Here is a 14,820-nt window from a genome sequence, read left to right on the forward strand (position 1 = left end):
TTCGCATGAATAAAAAAATTATTATCCGTACTTTGGAAAATATTGCATTATATATGGAATTAAAAGGGGACAACCCGTTTAAAGTATCGGCTTTCCGCAAAGCTGCCCAAGCTCTAGAACTCGACCAGCGCAGCCTGGATGAGATTGAAGATGTCACGAAGTTGAAAGGCATCGGAAAAGGCACAGGCGATGTCATCACCGAATTGATTACCGACGGCAAATCGTCTGTCCTCGAAGAGCTTCAGGAAGAAGTGCCGAAAGGGCTTGTGCCGATGCTGAAACTGCAAGGGCTTGGCGGCAAGAAAATTGCCAAACTCTACAAAGAACTCGGCGTGGATTCAATGGAATCCTTGAAGCAGGCGTGCATCGATGGGCGTGTCCAAGCGCTTCCGGGATTCGGCGCAAAATCCGAAGAGAAAATCCTGCTTGAGCTGGAAAACTTCGAAACCGACCCGGGACGCCACCCCATCTGGAAAACGGAAGAAACGGTGGCATTCATTGAAAACTTATTGACGACGATCTCCGATGTTGCGGAATTTTCAGTTGCCGGAAGTTTTCGCCGCACAAAAGAGACGAGCAAAGACATCGACTTTATCGTAGCGACCGATGAACCGGCAAAAGTGAAAGAACAACTGCTCGCCGGCTTGCCTGTAAAAGAAACCATTGCATCAGGCGACACGAAAGTCTCTGTTGCGGTGGAAGTGGTCGAGCCGATCGATGTCGATTTCCGCCTCGTTGCACCAGAAGAATTTGCGACAGCGCTGCATCATTTTACCGGTTCGAAAGACCATAATGTCCGCATGCGCCAATTGGCCAAAGCGAAAAAAGAGAAAATCAGCGAATACGGCGTGGAACAGGAAGACGGTTCCGTGTTGACATTCGAATCAGAAGAGGCATTTTTCGCCCATTTCGATTTGCCATTCATCCCACCGACCGTGCGCGAAGATGGCCGTGAAATCGACCGAATTGACGAATTGCCGTCGCTCGTCTCGCTCGACGATATCCGCGGCGACTTGCACATGCACACAACCTGGTCAGACGGGGCGCATTCAATCGATGAAATGATCGATGCTTGCCAAGACCAGGGTTACGAATACATGGTCATCACCGACCATTCACAATACCTGAAAGTCGCAAACGGCTTGACGCCCGAGCGCTTGATTGAACAGAACGGGAAGTTGCGTGAGGCCAATAAACGCCATGATGGCATCGAAGTATTGTCCGGAACGGAAATGGACATCTTGCCGGATGGCAGTTTGGATTTCGACGACGAAGTGCTCGCGCAATTGGATTTCGTCATCGCGAGCATCCATTCGAGTTTCCAACAGCCGCAAGAACAGATCATGGCGCGCATTTTGACGGCCATGAAAAACCCTTACGTCCATATGATCGCGCATCCGACAGGCCGAATCGTCGGAAAACGCGACGGCTATAATCCGGATGTTGAACAAATCCTCGATTGGGCCAAAGAATACGGCAAGATCGTTGAATTGAACGCGAGCCCGTATCGCCTCGACCTCGCAGTGGAATGGCTGGTCATGGCACAGGAAAAAGGCGTACCAGTCGCCATCAATACCGATGCCCATGCAATCGAAGGGCTGGAGGTCATGGCAACGGGCGTCCGCCACGCACAGAAAGCATGGCTGAAAAAAGACAATGTGGTCAATACATGGCCGCTTGAGAAGTTACGAGATTTCTTGAAACGATAAAGGAGGAGTTTATATGATCGCAGAGCGCGCATTACGAACTCTCGAATTTTATAAAATCCGTGAAGAAGTGGCTGCATTTTGCACTTCATCACTTGGAAAAGGGTTAGTGAAAGAATTGCTGCCGTCTACTGACATCGCGGAAGTGAACCGTTTGTTGGAAGAAATGGATGAAGCAGCGCAATTATTGCGTATCAAGAATAATGTGCCGATGGGAGGAATTTCCGATATCCGCCCCCATGCGAAACGTGCACAAATCGGCGGCAGTCTGAGCCCGGTGGAGTTGATGGAAGTCTCCTCAACGATCCGTGCAAGCCGGATCTTGCGCCATTTCCTTGAAGCTATCGACGCGGAAGAAGATATCGCTATTCCCCACTTCATGGAGAAAAAAGAATGCATGCCGATATTGACGCAGCTTGAGCACGATATCAATGCATGCATCGATGACAACGGGACTGTGGTCGACAGCGCGAGCTCGGAGCTTCGCAGCATTCGCCAATCGCTGCGTGCGCAGGAAAGCCGCGTACGCGAAAAACTCGAGAGCCTGATACGCGGGCGCAATGCGTCGAAAATGCTGTCGGATTCGATTGTCACCATCCGCAACGACCGTTTCGTCATCCCGGTCAAGCAAGAATACAGAAGCCATTACGGCGGCATCGTGCATGACCAATCATCGTCAGGCCAGACGCTGTTCATCGAACCGGATGCAGTCGTGCAGGCCAACAATGAAGTGCGCCGGCTGAAGTTGAAAGAACGAGAAGAAATCGACCGCATCCTGCTGATGTTGTCTATGAAAGTACAGGAAGTCGCTCACGAATTGTTCACTTTGGTCGGCGTATTGGCAGAAGTCGATCTGATCCTGGCAAAAGCGAAGTACGGGCAAGCGCATAAATGCTCGAAGCCCGACATGAATACAGAAGGCTATATCAATTTGAAAAAAGCGCGCCATCCGCTCATTCCACAAGATGAAGTGGTGCCGAACGATATCGAGTTCGGCCGTGACATTACGGCGATCGTCATCACCGGACCGAATACAGGCGGAAAGACCGTTACTTTGAAAACGGTCGGCTTGTCGACTTTGATGGCGCAGGCAGGGCTACCTGTACCGGCGCTCGAAGGTTCGGAACTGGCTGTATTCGACCAGATCTTTGCCGATATCGGCGATGAGCAGTCGATTGAGCAAAGCTTGAGTACATTCTCTTCTCATATGGTTAATATCGTCGACATCCTCGAGAAATTCGATGAAAATTCACTCGTCATTTTCGATGAGCTCGGTGCCGGTACTGACCCGCAAGAAGGGGCGGCGCTTGCCATTTCATTATTGGATGAAGTACATGGCAGAGGCGCGCGTGTCATTGCGACGACCCATTACCCGGAACTAAAAGCTTATGGCTATAACCGGGAAGGAGTCGCCAATGCCAGCGTCGAATTCGATGTGGAAACTTTGAGCCCGACTTATCGCCTGTTGATCGGCGTACCGGGGCGCAGCAACGCGTTTGAAATTTCCAAACGTCTCGGCTTGCCGGAGCATATCATTTCACATGCGAAAAGTTTCACTGGAACTGACCGCAAAGAAGTCGACTCGATGATCGCTTCGCTTGAGAAAAGCCGTCGCGAGGCCGAACGGGATGCAGAAGAAACCCGTTCTGTGCTCGAAGAATCCGAGACGCTTAAAGAAGACTTGGCGAAACGCCTCGCGGAATATGACAGCCGCAAAGAGCTGCTCGAAGACAAAGCCAAAGAAAAAGCGCGCAAAATCGTCGACCAGGCCCGTGCGGAAGCGGAAACGGTCATCAAGGAACTGCGCCAAATGCAGCTGACCCAGCAGACCGGCGTGAAAGAACATCAACTCATCGATGCAAAAAAACGGCTCGAAGATGCTATGCCGGAAAACCGCGTCCTCAAAAAAGCGAAAAAGAAAAACGAACCGGTCGCCCTGAAACCGAATGACGAAGTAAAAGTGCTATCCTACGGGCAAAAAGGAACATTGGTCGAAAAAGTTTCCGACACGGAATGGGTCGTACAGGTCGGCATCTTAAAAATGAAGCTGCCTGAATCCGACCTTAGCTACACGAAACCTGAAAAGCAAAAAGAAACCCGCACGATGACCAGCTTGAAAGGCCGTGAAGGCTATACGAAAATGGAGTTGGACCTTCGCGGTGAGCGTTATGAGGATGCCCTTTCGCGCGTCGAGAAATATTTGGATGATGCTTTATTGGCAAATTACCACCAAGTCTCCATCATTCACGGCAAAGGGACTGGCGCGCTTCGCCAAGGCGTTCAGCAATACTTGAAGAAACATCCGCGCGTCAAAAGCTATCGCTTTGGCGAACCGGGTGAAGGCGGATCGGGTGTAACAGTCGCTGAATTGAAGTAAGGGCGGAAGGGGAGTTTGCAAATGTTCGAGGAAGGATTTTGGACCCATCCGCTCGTTGAGACGGCCGGCTATTTCAGTGTGGTAGTCTTATGCTTGATCGTAGCGATGGTTATTTTTGAAGTCGTAACAAAATATAAGAACTGGGAAGAAATCAAAAGCGGCAATTTGGCCGTGGCGATGGCCACAGGCGGAAAGATTTTCGGCGTCACGAATATTTTCCGCTTTTCGATTGAACAGCACACGACGCTGTTTGAGATGATCGGCTGGGGACTGTTCGGGTTCGTATTATTGATTTTTGCTTATCTGCTCTTTGAGTTTTTGACGCCAAAATTCAAAGTGGATGAAGAAATCGCCCGCGATAACCGTTCGGTCGGCTTGATTTCGATGACCATCTCAGTCGGCTTGTCGTATGTTATCGGAGCCAGTATTTCATAGGAGTTGGAACGAATGGAAAACCTGATCAAAATCTTAATCGTTTTTTGCATCTTGTTTGTGCTTGTAGGAATCGTCTTCCTATTCGTGTTTTAAAAACGGCCAGTGTGCCGTTTTTTTTTATGGATTAAAACCTCATAGAAAATAATGTTTGAAAGCGTTATCATAATTCTTTATACTTAAAGTAGGAATATTCTCACGATTCCGATAAAAGAGGGGGAGGTAGAAAGTATGTCCGAAAAACCGTGGTTAGCTCATTATCCGGCGGAAGTACCGCACACGCTAACGTATCCGAGCATGCCAGTCCAGGAATATTTGACGAAAGCCTATGAAGACTTTCCGCAAAAGACCGCAATTCATTTCCTGGGCAAGGACCTTAGCTACGAAGAGTTGTACCAATCTGCCATGAAGATGGCCAATTACCTTCAAAAGCTAGGCATCCAAAAAGGCGACCGGGTATCCATCATGCTGCCGAACTGCCCACAGGCGGTCATCAGTTTTTATGGGATCCTTTACGCTGGGGGCGTCGTCGTCATGACAAATCCGCTTTATACAGAGCGGGAAATTTCCTACCAGATGAAAGATTCCGGTGCCAAGGCGATCATAGCACTTGATATTTTGTTCCCGCGAATCAACAAAGTGATCAAAGAAACGGATCTTGAGAACGTTATCGTCACGGGCATCAAGGATTACCTGACATTCCCGAAAAACCTCGTGTACCCGTTCATCCAGAAAAAGCAATACGGGATGACGGTGAAAGTCGAACACCGGGGGATCAATCACCTCTTCACGGAAATCATGAAAACAGCTTCGCCGCAAATTACCAAGCCGCCATTTGATTTCGACGAAGACTTGGCGCTGCTGCAATACACCGGCGGAACGACCGGATCGCCAAAAGGCGTCATGCTGACGCACCGTAACTTAATTTCGAATGCGACAATGTGTGACGCTTGGCTCTATAAATCGAAGCGTAGCGAAGAGACGATCATGGGCATCATTCCTTTATTCCATGTGTACGGTTTGACGACTGTCTTGATCTTATCTGTCATGCAGGGCAATAAGATGGTGCTCTTGCCGAAATTCGATCCAGAGCAGGCCTTGAAAACCATCAACAAGCAAAAGCCGACCTTGTTCCCTGGCGCACCGACGCTTTATATCGGTTTATTAAACCATCCGGACATCAAGAAATACGATCTGTCTTCCATTGAAGCATGCTTGAGCGGATCTGCTCCGCTGCCGACGGAAGTACAGGAGAAATTCGAACGCATCACGGGAGGCAAACTGGTCGAAGGCTATGGCCTGACCGAAACCTCGCCGGTTACCCACTCGAATCTCGTATGGGGCGAACGGACAAAAGGCTCGATCGGCATGCCGTATCCGGATACAGATTGCGAAATTTTCCTTCCGGGAACGACTGACCCTGTTCCAAACGGCCAGATCGGTGAAATTGCCATTCAAGGCCCTCAAGTGATGAAAGGCTATTGGAACCGCCCGGATGCTACAGCGGCAACGATTGTCGATGGCTGGCTATTGACTGGGGATCTTGGCTATATGGACGAAGAAGGGCAATTCTTTATCGTCGACCGCAAAAAAGACATGATCATCGCCGGAGGCTTCAATATCTATCCAAGAGAAATCGAAGAAGTGCTGTATGAACACAAAGCGATCCAGGAATGTGTCGTCGCCGGAATTCCGGACCCGTATCGAGGCGAAACGGTAAAAGCATACATCGTACTGAAAGAAGGGTATACTGTTACAGAAGAACAATTGGATAAACATTGCCGCGAACACCTCGCAGCGTTCAAAGTGCCACGCATTTATGAGTTCCGTAAAGAACTTCCGAAAACAGCGGTCGGTAAAATCCTGCGCAGATCGCTGGTGGATGAAGAAATCGCCAAGCGCAATGAAGCGGTTCCTTCCTAACTAAGGCAAAAGCTTGACACAATTTAAACAAAACGATAATATGAAAATATGAATGAATCGCCATTCATATTTTCATATTTTTTTGGGTGGTGACAGGATGGTAAAGAAGGATAAACCGAAATATAAGCAAATCATTGACGCTGCGGTCATCGTCATCGCAGAGAATGGTTACCACCAAGCGCAAGTTTCTAAAATTGCCAAGCAAGCAGGTGTAGCGGATGGTACGATTTATTTGTATTTCAAGAATAAAGAAGACATTCTCATTTCCGTCTTCCAGGAGAAGATGGGCGTGTTTGTCAGCGAATTGGAGAAAATCATCGCGAAAGACGCAAGCGCAGCCGATCAGCTCGGCATGATGATCAATAGTCATTTCAGCTTGCTCGCAAACGATCTGCACCTGGCGATTGTGACCCAGCTAGAACTTCGGCAATCCAATCATGACATCCGCATGAAAATCAATAATGTCTTGCGGGGTTATTTAAAATTGATGGACCGGATCTTGATCAGCGGCATCGAATCAGGAGAATTTGATCAAAATATGGATATTCGTTTAGCCCGCCAGATGGTTTTTGGTACAATGGATGAGACCATTACTACCTGGGTGATGAACGATCACAAGTATGATTTGGTCGAACTCGCACCGAAAGTGCAGCGCTTATTGCTGAAAGGCATGCAAGCGTAAAGGGAGGGGATGAGCAGGTGGAATTTATCAGCTGGAAAAAAGAAGATGGGGTAGCGATTGCGACAATCAATCGGCCGCCGGCAAATGCATTGTCTCGCGCGCTGATCTTGGAAGTCGATGCACTTCTGGATGAAGTGGAAAACGACTCGGATGTCCGTGCGATCGTCTTGCACGGGGAAGGGCGTTTCTTCTCAGCAGGCGCCGACATCAAGGAGTTCACGGAAGTGACTTCAGGAGAAGAATTCTCGAAACTGTCGGCAAGCGGGCAAGCCGTATTTGAACGCGTGGAAACATTCCACAAGCCGGTCATTGCCGCTATCCACGGCGCCGCACTTGGCGGAGGTTTGGAGCTGGCAATGAGCTGCCATATGCGTTTTGTTACGGAAAATGCTAAACTGGGATTGCCGGAACTTCAATTGGGCTTGATTCCTGGATTTGCAGGAACACAGCGTTTGCCGCGTTATGTCGGAGTGGCCAAAGCCGCTGAAATGCTTTTGACGAGCGATCCGATTACAGGCGAAGAAGCAGTGCAGCTCGGTCTTGCCAACCGTTCTTTCGGCGAAGAAGACCTTCTTCCGCAAACGCTTTCAATTGCGAAGAAAATTGCGAAAAAAAGCCCGGTGTCCGTTAAGGCGGCCATCGACATGCTTCAGTATTCGAAGCACGGGGCTTTTGAAGAAGGGGTCAAGGCAGAAGCGGATTCGTTCGGTACGGTTTTCGTATCGGAAGACGCGAAGGAAGGCATTAGCGCTTTCCTGGAAAAACGCGAAGCACAATTTAAAGGGAAATAATACTTGGGAGGTTTACGTTCATGAACATTTATGTATTGGTAAAACGTACGTTTGACACAGAAGAAAAGCTGGTTGTCTCTGGTGGCCAGATTCAAGAAGATGGCGCTGAATTCATCATCAACCCATATGACGAGTATGCGATCGAAGAGGCCATCACGGTCCGCGACGCTCACGGCGGCGAAGTGACAGTTGTCACAATCGGCGATGAGGAAGCTGAAAAGCAATTGCGCACAGCACTTGCAATGGGCGCTGATAAAGCGGTCTTGATCAATACAGAAGACGATGTCGAGGAAATGGACCAGTTTACGGCAGCATACATACTGGCAGAGTACTTGAAAGACAAAGAAGCGGACTTGATTCTTGCAGGAAACGTAGCGATCGATGGCGGATCTGGCCAAGTCGGACCGCGCGTAGCTGATTTGCTTGATATCAACTACGTGACGACGATCACTAGCCTTGAAATTGAAGGCGAAACAGTGAAAATCGTCCGTGATATTGAAGGGGATGCAGAAGAGCTTGAAACTTCATTGCCTTTATTGGTCACAGCCCAACAAGGCTTGAACGAACCGCGCTATCCATCTCTTCCAGGAATCATGAAAGCGAAGAAAAAACCGCTTGAAGAGCTTGAGCTCGATGATCTGGATATCGACGAAGAAGATGTAGAAGCGAAAACAGAAACGATCGAAGTATACTTGCCGCCGAAAAAACAAGCCGGCCGTATTTTGGAAGGCGAAATTCCAAGCCAAGTTTCTGAACTGGTCAGCTTGCTTCGCTCTGAAGCGAAAGTTATATAAACGTACGCCAATCATTCATTTTCACATCTACTTAGGGGGTTAACGGACTATGTCGAAAAAAGTATTAGTATTGGGCGAAACGCGTGAAGGCGCTTTGCGCAACGTATCATTTGAAGCAATTGCCGCAGCCAAGAAAATTTCAGGCGGCGGGGAAGTAGTTGCTGTCTTGCTTGGGGAAGCAGTGAGCGAGTTCGGAAACGAATTGGTAGCTTACGGCGCTGATCGCGTCATTACGGTTGAGCACCCACACTTGAAATCTTATACATCTGACGGTTACGGCCAGGCATTTATGGCAGTTGTTGACCAAGAGCAGCCTGAAGCAATCGTCTTCGGCCACACTGCAGTCGGCAAGGACTTGTCGCCAAAAATCGCATCGAAATTGCAAACCGGCTTGATTTCCGATGTAACGGATATCGAAGGGGAAGGGGAGGACGCTATCTTCATCCGCCCGATCTATTCCGGTAAAGCATTTGAAAAAGTGAAACTGAAAGAAGACGGTGTTGTCTTCATTACAGTACGTCCAAATAACATCGCTCCGCTTGAGCGCGAAGAACGTTCTGGCGATGTATCGAGCTTGTCGGTCGATATCACGAACTTGCGCACGATCATCAAAAACGTCGTCCGCAAATCCGCAGAAGGCGTAGACCTTTCGGAAGCGAAAGTCATCATTGCTGGCGGACGCGGCGTCAAGAGTAAAGACGGATTCGAGCCTTTGCAAGAACTGGCTGACCTTCTTGGCGGCGCAGTCGGAGCATCACGCGGCGCATGTGACGCAGATTACTGCGATTATTCCTTGCAGATCGGACAGACAGGGAAAGTCGTTACACCTGATCTCTACATCGCAGCGGGAATTTCCGGAGCGATCCAGCACATGGCAGGGATGTCCAACTCCAAAGTCATCGTTGCGATCAATAAAGACCCAGAAGCGAACATCTTCAAAGTAGCAGACTACGGAATCGTCGGAGACCTATTCGACGTCATCCCGTTGCTTACAGAAGAATTCAAGAAAGTCATGTAATCACAGCAGCCCGCAATGTAGCGGGCTGTTTTTTGTCTGTAACTGGAGATGGAGCGAAAGGGGCCGACTCCTGCGGAAAAAGTGGGTTTGAGAGACTCGGGAATGAGCGTAGCGAATGAGGAGGCTCGATGCCCACTCAATCACGGGCAGTGTATACCGCGACATCCTGTCGCATACACTGCATGACTTGCATCCTGCGAGCCTAAAGCGTGCCCCTGTAGCGGAATCTCTCAGTCTTTAAATACATTGACTACATCAAATCCAGGCAGTTTAACGCCAACAACAGCCGGGTATGGAAGGACTAGGCAAATAAATAGCTAGCGTAAATCACGTCTGCTATAATCGAAATATAGTTTGGTTATCACTTAAGGAGGAATTATACATGGCAATCGTTAAAGGAACAGATCAGAATTTCAAACAGGAAGTTTCAGAAGGTCTCGTATTGGTAGACTTTTGGGCAGCATGGTGCGGGCCTTGTAAAATGATCGCTCCAGTTCTTGAAGAACTTGATGCAGACATGGACGACAAAGTGAAAATCGTGAAATTGGATGTTGATGAAAACCAACAGACAGCTAGCGAATACGGTATCATGTCCATCCCGACACTTCTTTTGATGAAAAACGGCGAAACAGTCGATAAAGTTGTCGGCTTCCGTCCAAAAGAAGCTTTGGCTGAATTGGTTGAAAAACACGCATAATTCCAAAACCGGGTCCCATTCGTGGAACCCGGTTTTTTAAATAGGGTGAGGAAATGAAAAATGAAATGATTCAACATAAATTGGCAGTTTTGCCGGACCAGCCTGGCTGCTATTTGATGAAGGACCGCCAAGGGACAGTCATCTATGTCGGCAAGGCGAAAGTGTTGAAGAACCGTGTGCGTTCCTATTTCACTGGCAGCCACGATACGAAAACACAGCGCCTGGTCAATGAAATCGAGGACTTTGAATACATTGTCACCTCTTCCGACAAAGAAGCATTGATCCTTGAATTGAACTTGATCAAAAAGCATGACCCGAAATACAATATCCGGCTGAAAGACAATAAGACTTATCCGTATTTGAAAATCACGGGCGAACGCCATCCGAAATTGGTCATCACGAGACAGGTCAAAAAAGACAAAGGGAAATATTTTGGCCCTTATCCGAACGCCTATGCAGCAAGCGAGACGAAGAAGCTGCTGGACCGTTTGTATCCGCTCCGCAAATGCCATACGATGCCGGACCGCGTCTGCCTCTATTACCATCTCGGGCAATGCCTCGCGCCTTGCGTCAAACCGGTAGAGAAGGATACGTACCGTGAAATGATCGACGGCATCAGCCGGTTCTTAAACGGCGGCTTCCGCGAAGTGAAGCAGGAGCTGACCGAGAAGATGAGCGAAGCGGCGGAGAACCTGGAGTTCGAACGGGCAAAAGAATACCGCGACCAGATCAGCCACATTGAATCGGTCATGGAAAAACAGAAAATGGCCATGAACGATTTCACCAACCGCGACGTCTTTGCTTACGCTGTCGATAAAGGCTGGATGTGCGTGCAAGTATTTTTCGTGCGCCAAGGAAAGCTGATCGAGCGCGAAGTGTCGATGTTCCCGTTGTACCGCGACCCGGAAGAAGAGTTCTTGACCTTCCTCGGCCAATTCTATGAAAAGCCGGATCATATCAAACCGAATGAAATCCTGTTGCCGGAAGCGGAAGATGAGGAATTCCTGAAAGAATGGCTCGGCGCGAAAGTGCTCGTCCCGCAGCGCGGCAAGAAAAAAGATTTGGTCTTGCTTGCGCGCAAGAATGCGGAAATTGCCATCAAGGAGAAATTCCAGCTGCTCGAGCGCCAGGAAGAACGCACGGTCGGTGCCTGCAACGAATTGGGCGAAGCGATGAACATCCACACGCCGCTGCGCATCGAAGCATTCGATAACTCCCATATCCAAGGGGCGGATGCCGTGTCTGCGATGGTCGTCTTCATCGACGGGAAACCGTCAAAAAAAGATTACCGGAAATACAAAACCCGCTCCGCGCAGAAGCCCGATGATTATGCGGCTATGCGTGAAGTGGTCCGCAGGCGCTACAGCCGCGTGCTGAAGGACGGCTTGCCGCTGCCCGACTTGATCATTATCGATGGGGGCAAAGGCCAAATCGAATCGGCGCGCGAAATCGTTGAAGACGAACTCGGGCTCGATATCCCGATTGCAGGACTTGCAAAGGACGCCAAGCACCAAACGTCCCAGTTGTTGTATGGCAATCCAGTTGAAATGGTGGAACTCAAACGCACAAGTGAAGCGTTTTATTTATTGCAACGCATTCAAGACGAAGTCCACCGCTTTGTCATCACGTTCCACCGCCAATTGCGCGGCAAGAATTCGATTCAATCCGCTTTGGACGGTTTGCAAGGCGTCGGCCCGAAACGCAAGCAGCAATTGCTCAAGCATTTCGGCTCCGTCCGGAAAATCAAGGAAGCGAACGCCGGCGAGATCCAGCAGGCCGGTATTCCTGAGAAGCTGGCCGTGGAAATCGAACGGCATTTCAAAGAACAGCCGTTGCAACAGGAATAACTTCGTGGTATTGTAATAACACAATTGAATCACTTGTAAAAAGTGATGATAGAGGAGCGGACGTCAATAGTAAGCATCCCGAGATTTGCAGAATCTGTGAAGGATGCCAAAAGGGACGCCCGCCGAAGTTTACGCGCACTGCTTGCGTGTATGCTGGTCCTGCATTTAAGAGATGCAGGGCTGTCAGAGTTTGACTCTGGAGGGCTATCTCACATGGACGTTTGAAATCGTACATGAGAAGAGAGGTAGCTTGCCAGGCAATCGGCGAGTTGCCTCTTTTTTGTTGAGGGCCACTTATCTTAAGTGGGAGTGAAGAGAATGACAACAATCGTAATGAAATTCGGCGGGACGTCCGTGGCGTCTCCGGAGAAAATCGTGGGCGTAGCAAGACGCGCCATCCAGGAAAAACAACAAGGCAAGCGCGTCGTCATCGTCGTCTCGGCGATGGGCAAAACGACAGACACGTTGCTTGGACTTGCGGGAGAGATTTCCGCAGAGCCGCCAAAGCGTGAAATGGACATGCTGCTTGCGACCGGTGAACAAGTGACCATTTCGCTGTTGGCGATGGCGTTCAAAAAACTCGGGCATGATGCCTTGAGTTTCACAGGCTGGCAGGCGGGCATCGAAACGGAATCCGTCCCACGCAATGCGCGCATCGAAACGATCCATACACAGCGTTTGGAAGAGGCCCTCGACCTCGGACTGTTCTGCGTGGTCGCAGGGTTCCAGGGCGTCGACAAGAACGGCAATATCACGACGCTTGGCCGCGGCGGGTCCGATACGACCGCTGTCGCACTGGCGGCTGCGCTCGGTGCTGAAAAATGTGAGATCTACACGGATGTTGACGGAGTTTACACTTCCGATCCACGTTATGTCACAGGCGCCCGCAAACTTGAACAGATTTCATACGACGAAATGCTCGAATTGGCCAATCTCGGGGCGGGAGTCCTTCATCCGCGAGCCGTGGAATTCGCCAAGAACAATCAAGTGCCCCTCTCTGTAAGGGCCAGCTACTCGGATGAACCGGGGACTATCATTCAAGAGGTGATCACTGTGGAAAAAAATCTAATCGTGCGCGGCGTGGCATTCGAAAAAGACATCGCCCGCATCACTGTCAGTTATACGAAGCCATTCAACGGGTCGCTTTCCAATATCTTCACGAGTCTTGCGGATCACTTGATCGATGTCGATATCATCGTGCAAAGCATCATTGAGGAGTTTCCGCCGTCTGTTTCTTTTTCAATCAAAGAAGACAGCCTGGCAGAAGCCCAGCGCGTCTTGTCGGAAGCGCAAGAAAAAATTGGCTATAACTCCATCGATATCGAAACCGGCTTGGCAAAAGTATCGATTGTCGGCTCCGGCATGGTGTCGAATCCCGGCGTCGCGGCAAAAATGTTCGATATTCTCCGCGCGCAGGATGTGCCGGTGAAAATGGTCAGCACTTCCGAAATCAAAGTCTCTGTCGTCGTGCCGGCTAGTGAAATGGAACGTTCAGCAAATGCGCTCCACGATGCATACGGACTGACGCCAGCGTCTGTCAGATAAGCCAAAAGCCCAGCCTAGCTGGGCTTTTTTGAATTACCGAAAGTTTGTGCAAAAATTCACAATTTGTTCAAATTTGAAATCTTGCCTGCACGGTCCTATATGAGCTTATAAAACCTCGAAACAGATGCCTGTATCTCGCCTGTTTCGAAATGAAAATATAGCTTTTCATGAATTCTTTCCTATTTAATATCCGCAAAAACCTTCGCAGACCCTAGACTGGATGCGCTTAAAAAGGTTTCCTTGCCTTGACGCTCCTAGAGGGGGGGAGTACAATAAATATGTCATATTCTTGTACATGATGCTTACAGCAACGTGAATATGTTTTCCTGATATAGGAAAGCTTTACGCTGCCAACTAATGTTTTTGAGGGGGGTAAAATTTTTGGATAACAATCGTGAATTTTTAATGCGCAGGCTGCACTCTTTACTCGGGGTCATTCCAATCGGATTGTTCTTGACGCAGCATTTGATCGTCAACCATTTCGCTACGCAAGGCGTGGAAGCGTTTAACCAAGCTGCCCACTTCATGGCAAATCTTCCATTCGTCATCTTCCTGGAGATTTTCGTCATCTACTTGCCGCTCATGTATCATGCTTTCTACGGATTATACATAGCGTTCACAGCGAAAAACAACCCGGGGCATTACAGCTACATGCGCAACATTTTATTCGTTGCCCAGCGTTACACCGGGATTTTCCTTGTGGTCTTTATCGCATGGCACGTGTTTGAGACAAGATTCCAAGTTGCGATTGGTGCAGCAGAGGCAGATTTCAACATGATGGAAAACATCCTGTCAAATCCGTTCATGTTCGCCTTCTACGTAGTAGGTGTCCTGTCCGCGACGTTCCACTTGGCGAACGGATTGTGGTCTTTCTTTGTAACGTGGGGAATCACGGTTTCAGAGAAAGCACAGCGCTACTCAACTTACTTCACACTTCTAGTCTTTATTGTATTATCGATCATTGGTATCAGAGCATTGTTTGCATTCGTTTAAGGATGTCCCAAACAT

12 protein-coding genes and 1 riboswitch are annotated in these 14,820 nt (G+C 49.1%); all 12 genes read left to right on the top strand.

Going from position 1 to position 14,820, the window contains the following annotated elements; all coding sequences use genetic code 11:
- The first annotated feature begins 5 nt into the window (after positions 1-5).
- The 12 genes from polX to M1Q06_RS07065 all read left to right on the top strand — a co-directional run bounded on the left by polX (position 6) and on the right by M1Q06_RS07065 (position 14,805).
- Positions 6-1,709: a DNA polymerase/3'-5' exonuclease PolX gene (gene polX, locus M1Q06_RS07010; RefSeq protein WP_434402449.1), complete on the top strand. Its 1,704-nt coding sequence runs from the start codon at positions 6-8 to the stop codon at positions 1,707-1,709.
- Between the two features lie 13 nt (positions 1,710-1,722).
- Positions 1,723-4,083, top strand: coding sequence for an endonuclease MutS2 (locus tag M1Q06_RS07015; protein ID WP_434402451.1), 2,361 nt, complete (start codon positions 1,723-1,725; stop codon positions 4,081-4,083).
- 21 nt (positions 4,084-4,104) lie between these two features.
- Positions 4,105-4,518 (top strand): DUF350 domain-containing protein, encoded by a 414-nt coding sequence (locus M1Q06_RS07020; protein WP_121300210.1) that lies wholly within the window; start codon positions 4,105-4,107, stop codon positions 4,516-4,518.
- A gap of 228 nt (positions 4,519-4,746) precedes the next feature.
- On the top strand, positions 4,747-6,438 hold the full coding sequence (locus M1Q06_RS07025; protein WP_434402453.1) for an AMP-binding protein: 1,692 nt from the start codon (positions 4,747-4,749) through the stop codon (positions 6,436-6,438).
- Between the two features lie 97 nt (positions 6,439-6,535).
- On the top strand, positions 6,536-7,120 hold the full coding sequence (locus M1Q06_RS07030; protein ID WP_101190124.1) for a TetR/AcrR family transcriptional regulator: 585 nt from the start codon (positions 6,536-6,538) through the stop codon (positions 7,118-7,120).
- Positions 7,121-7,137: 17 nt separating this feature from the next.
- Complete coding sequence (locus M1Q06_RS07035) at positions 7,138-7,911, top strand: enoyl-CoA hydratase (RefSeq protein ID WP_434402456.1); 774 nt, start codon at positions 7,138-7,140, stop codon at positions 7,909-7,911.
- 20 nt (positions 7,912-7,931) lie between these two features.
- Entirely contained in the window at positions 7,932-8,705 is a 774-nt protein-coding gene (locus M1Q06_RS07040) for an electron transfer flavoprotein subunit beta/FixA family protein (RefSeq protein ID WP_058381044.1), read from the top strand.
- Between the two features lie 49 nt (positions 8,706-8,754).
- Positions 8,755-9,723 (top strand): electron transfer flavoprotein subunit alpha/FixB family protein, encoded by a 969-nt coding sequence (locus tag M1Q06_RS07045; protein WP_434402458.1) that lies wholly within the window; start codon positions 8,755-8,757, stop codon positions 9,721-9,723.
- Between the two features lie 382 nt (positions 9,724-10,105).
- Positions 10,106-10,420, top strand: coding sequence for a thioredoxin (trxA, locus tag M1Q06_RS07050; RefSeq protein WP_058381042.1), 315 nt, complete (start codon positions 10,106-10,108; stop codon positions 10,418-10,420).
- A 53-nt stretch (positions 10,421-10,473) separates the two neighbouring features.
- Entirely contained in the window at positions 10,474-12,267 is a 1,794-nt protein-coding gene (gene uvrC, locus M1Q06_RS07055; RefSeq protein WP_121300202.1) for an excinuclease ABC subunit UvrC, read from the top strand.
- Positions 12,268-12,308: 41 nt separating this feature from the next.
- Positions 12,309-12,482, top strand: a riboswitch (Lysine riboswitch).
- A gap of 103 nt (positions 12,483-12,585) precedes the next feature.
- A complete protein-coding gene (locus M1Q06_RS07060; RefSeq protein WP_434402460.1) occupies positions 12,586-13,812 on the top strand; it encodes an aspartate kinase in 1,227 nt (408 codons plus the stop codon).
- Between the two features lie 381 nt (positions 13,813-14,193).
- Positions 14,194-14,805 (top strand): succinate dehydrogenase cytochrome b558 subunit, encoded by a 612-nt coding sequence (locus M1Q06_RS07065; RefSeq protein WP_121300198.1) that lies wholly within the window; start codon positions 14,194-14,196, stop codon positions 14,803-14,805.
- Positions 14,806-14,820: the final 15 nt, after the last annotated feature.

Origin of the sequence: Planococcus sp. 11815, assembly GCF_051096385.1 — a bacterium.
Classification (GTDB): domain Bacteria; phylum Bacillota; class Bacilli; order Bacillales_A; family Planococcaceae; genus Planococcus; species Planococcus citreus.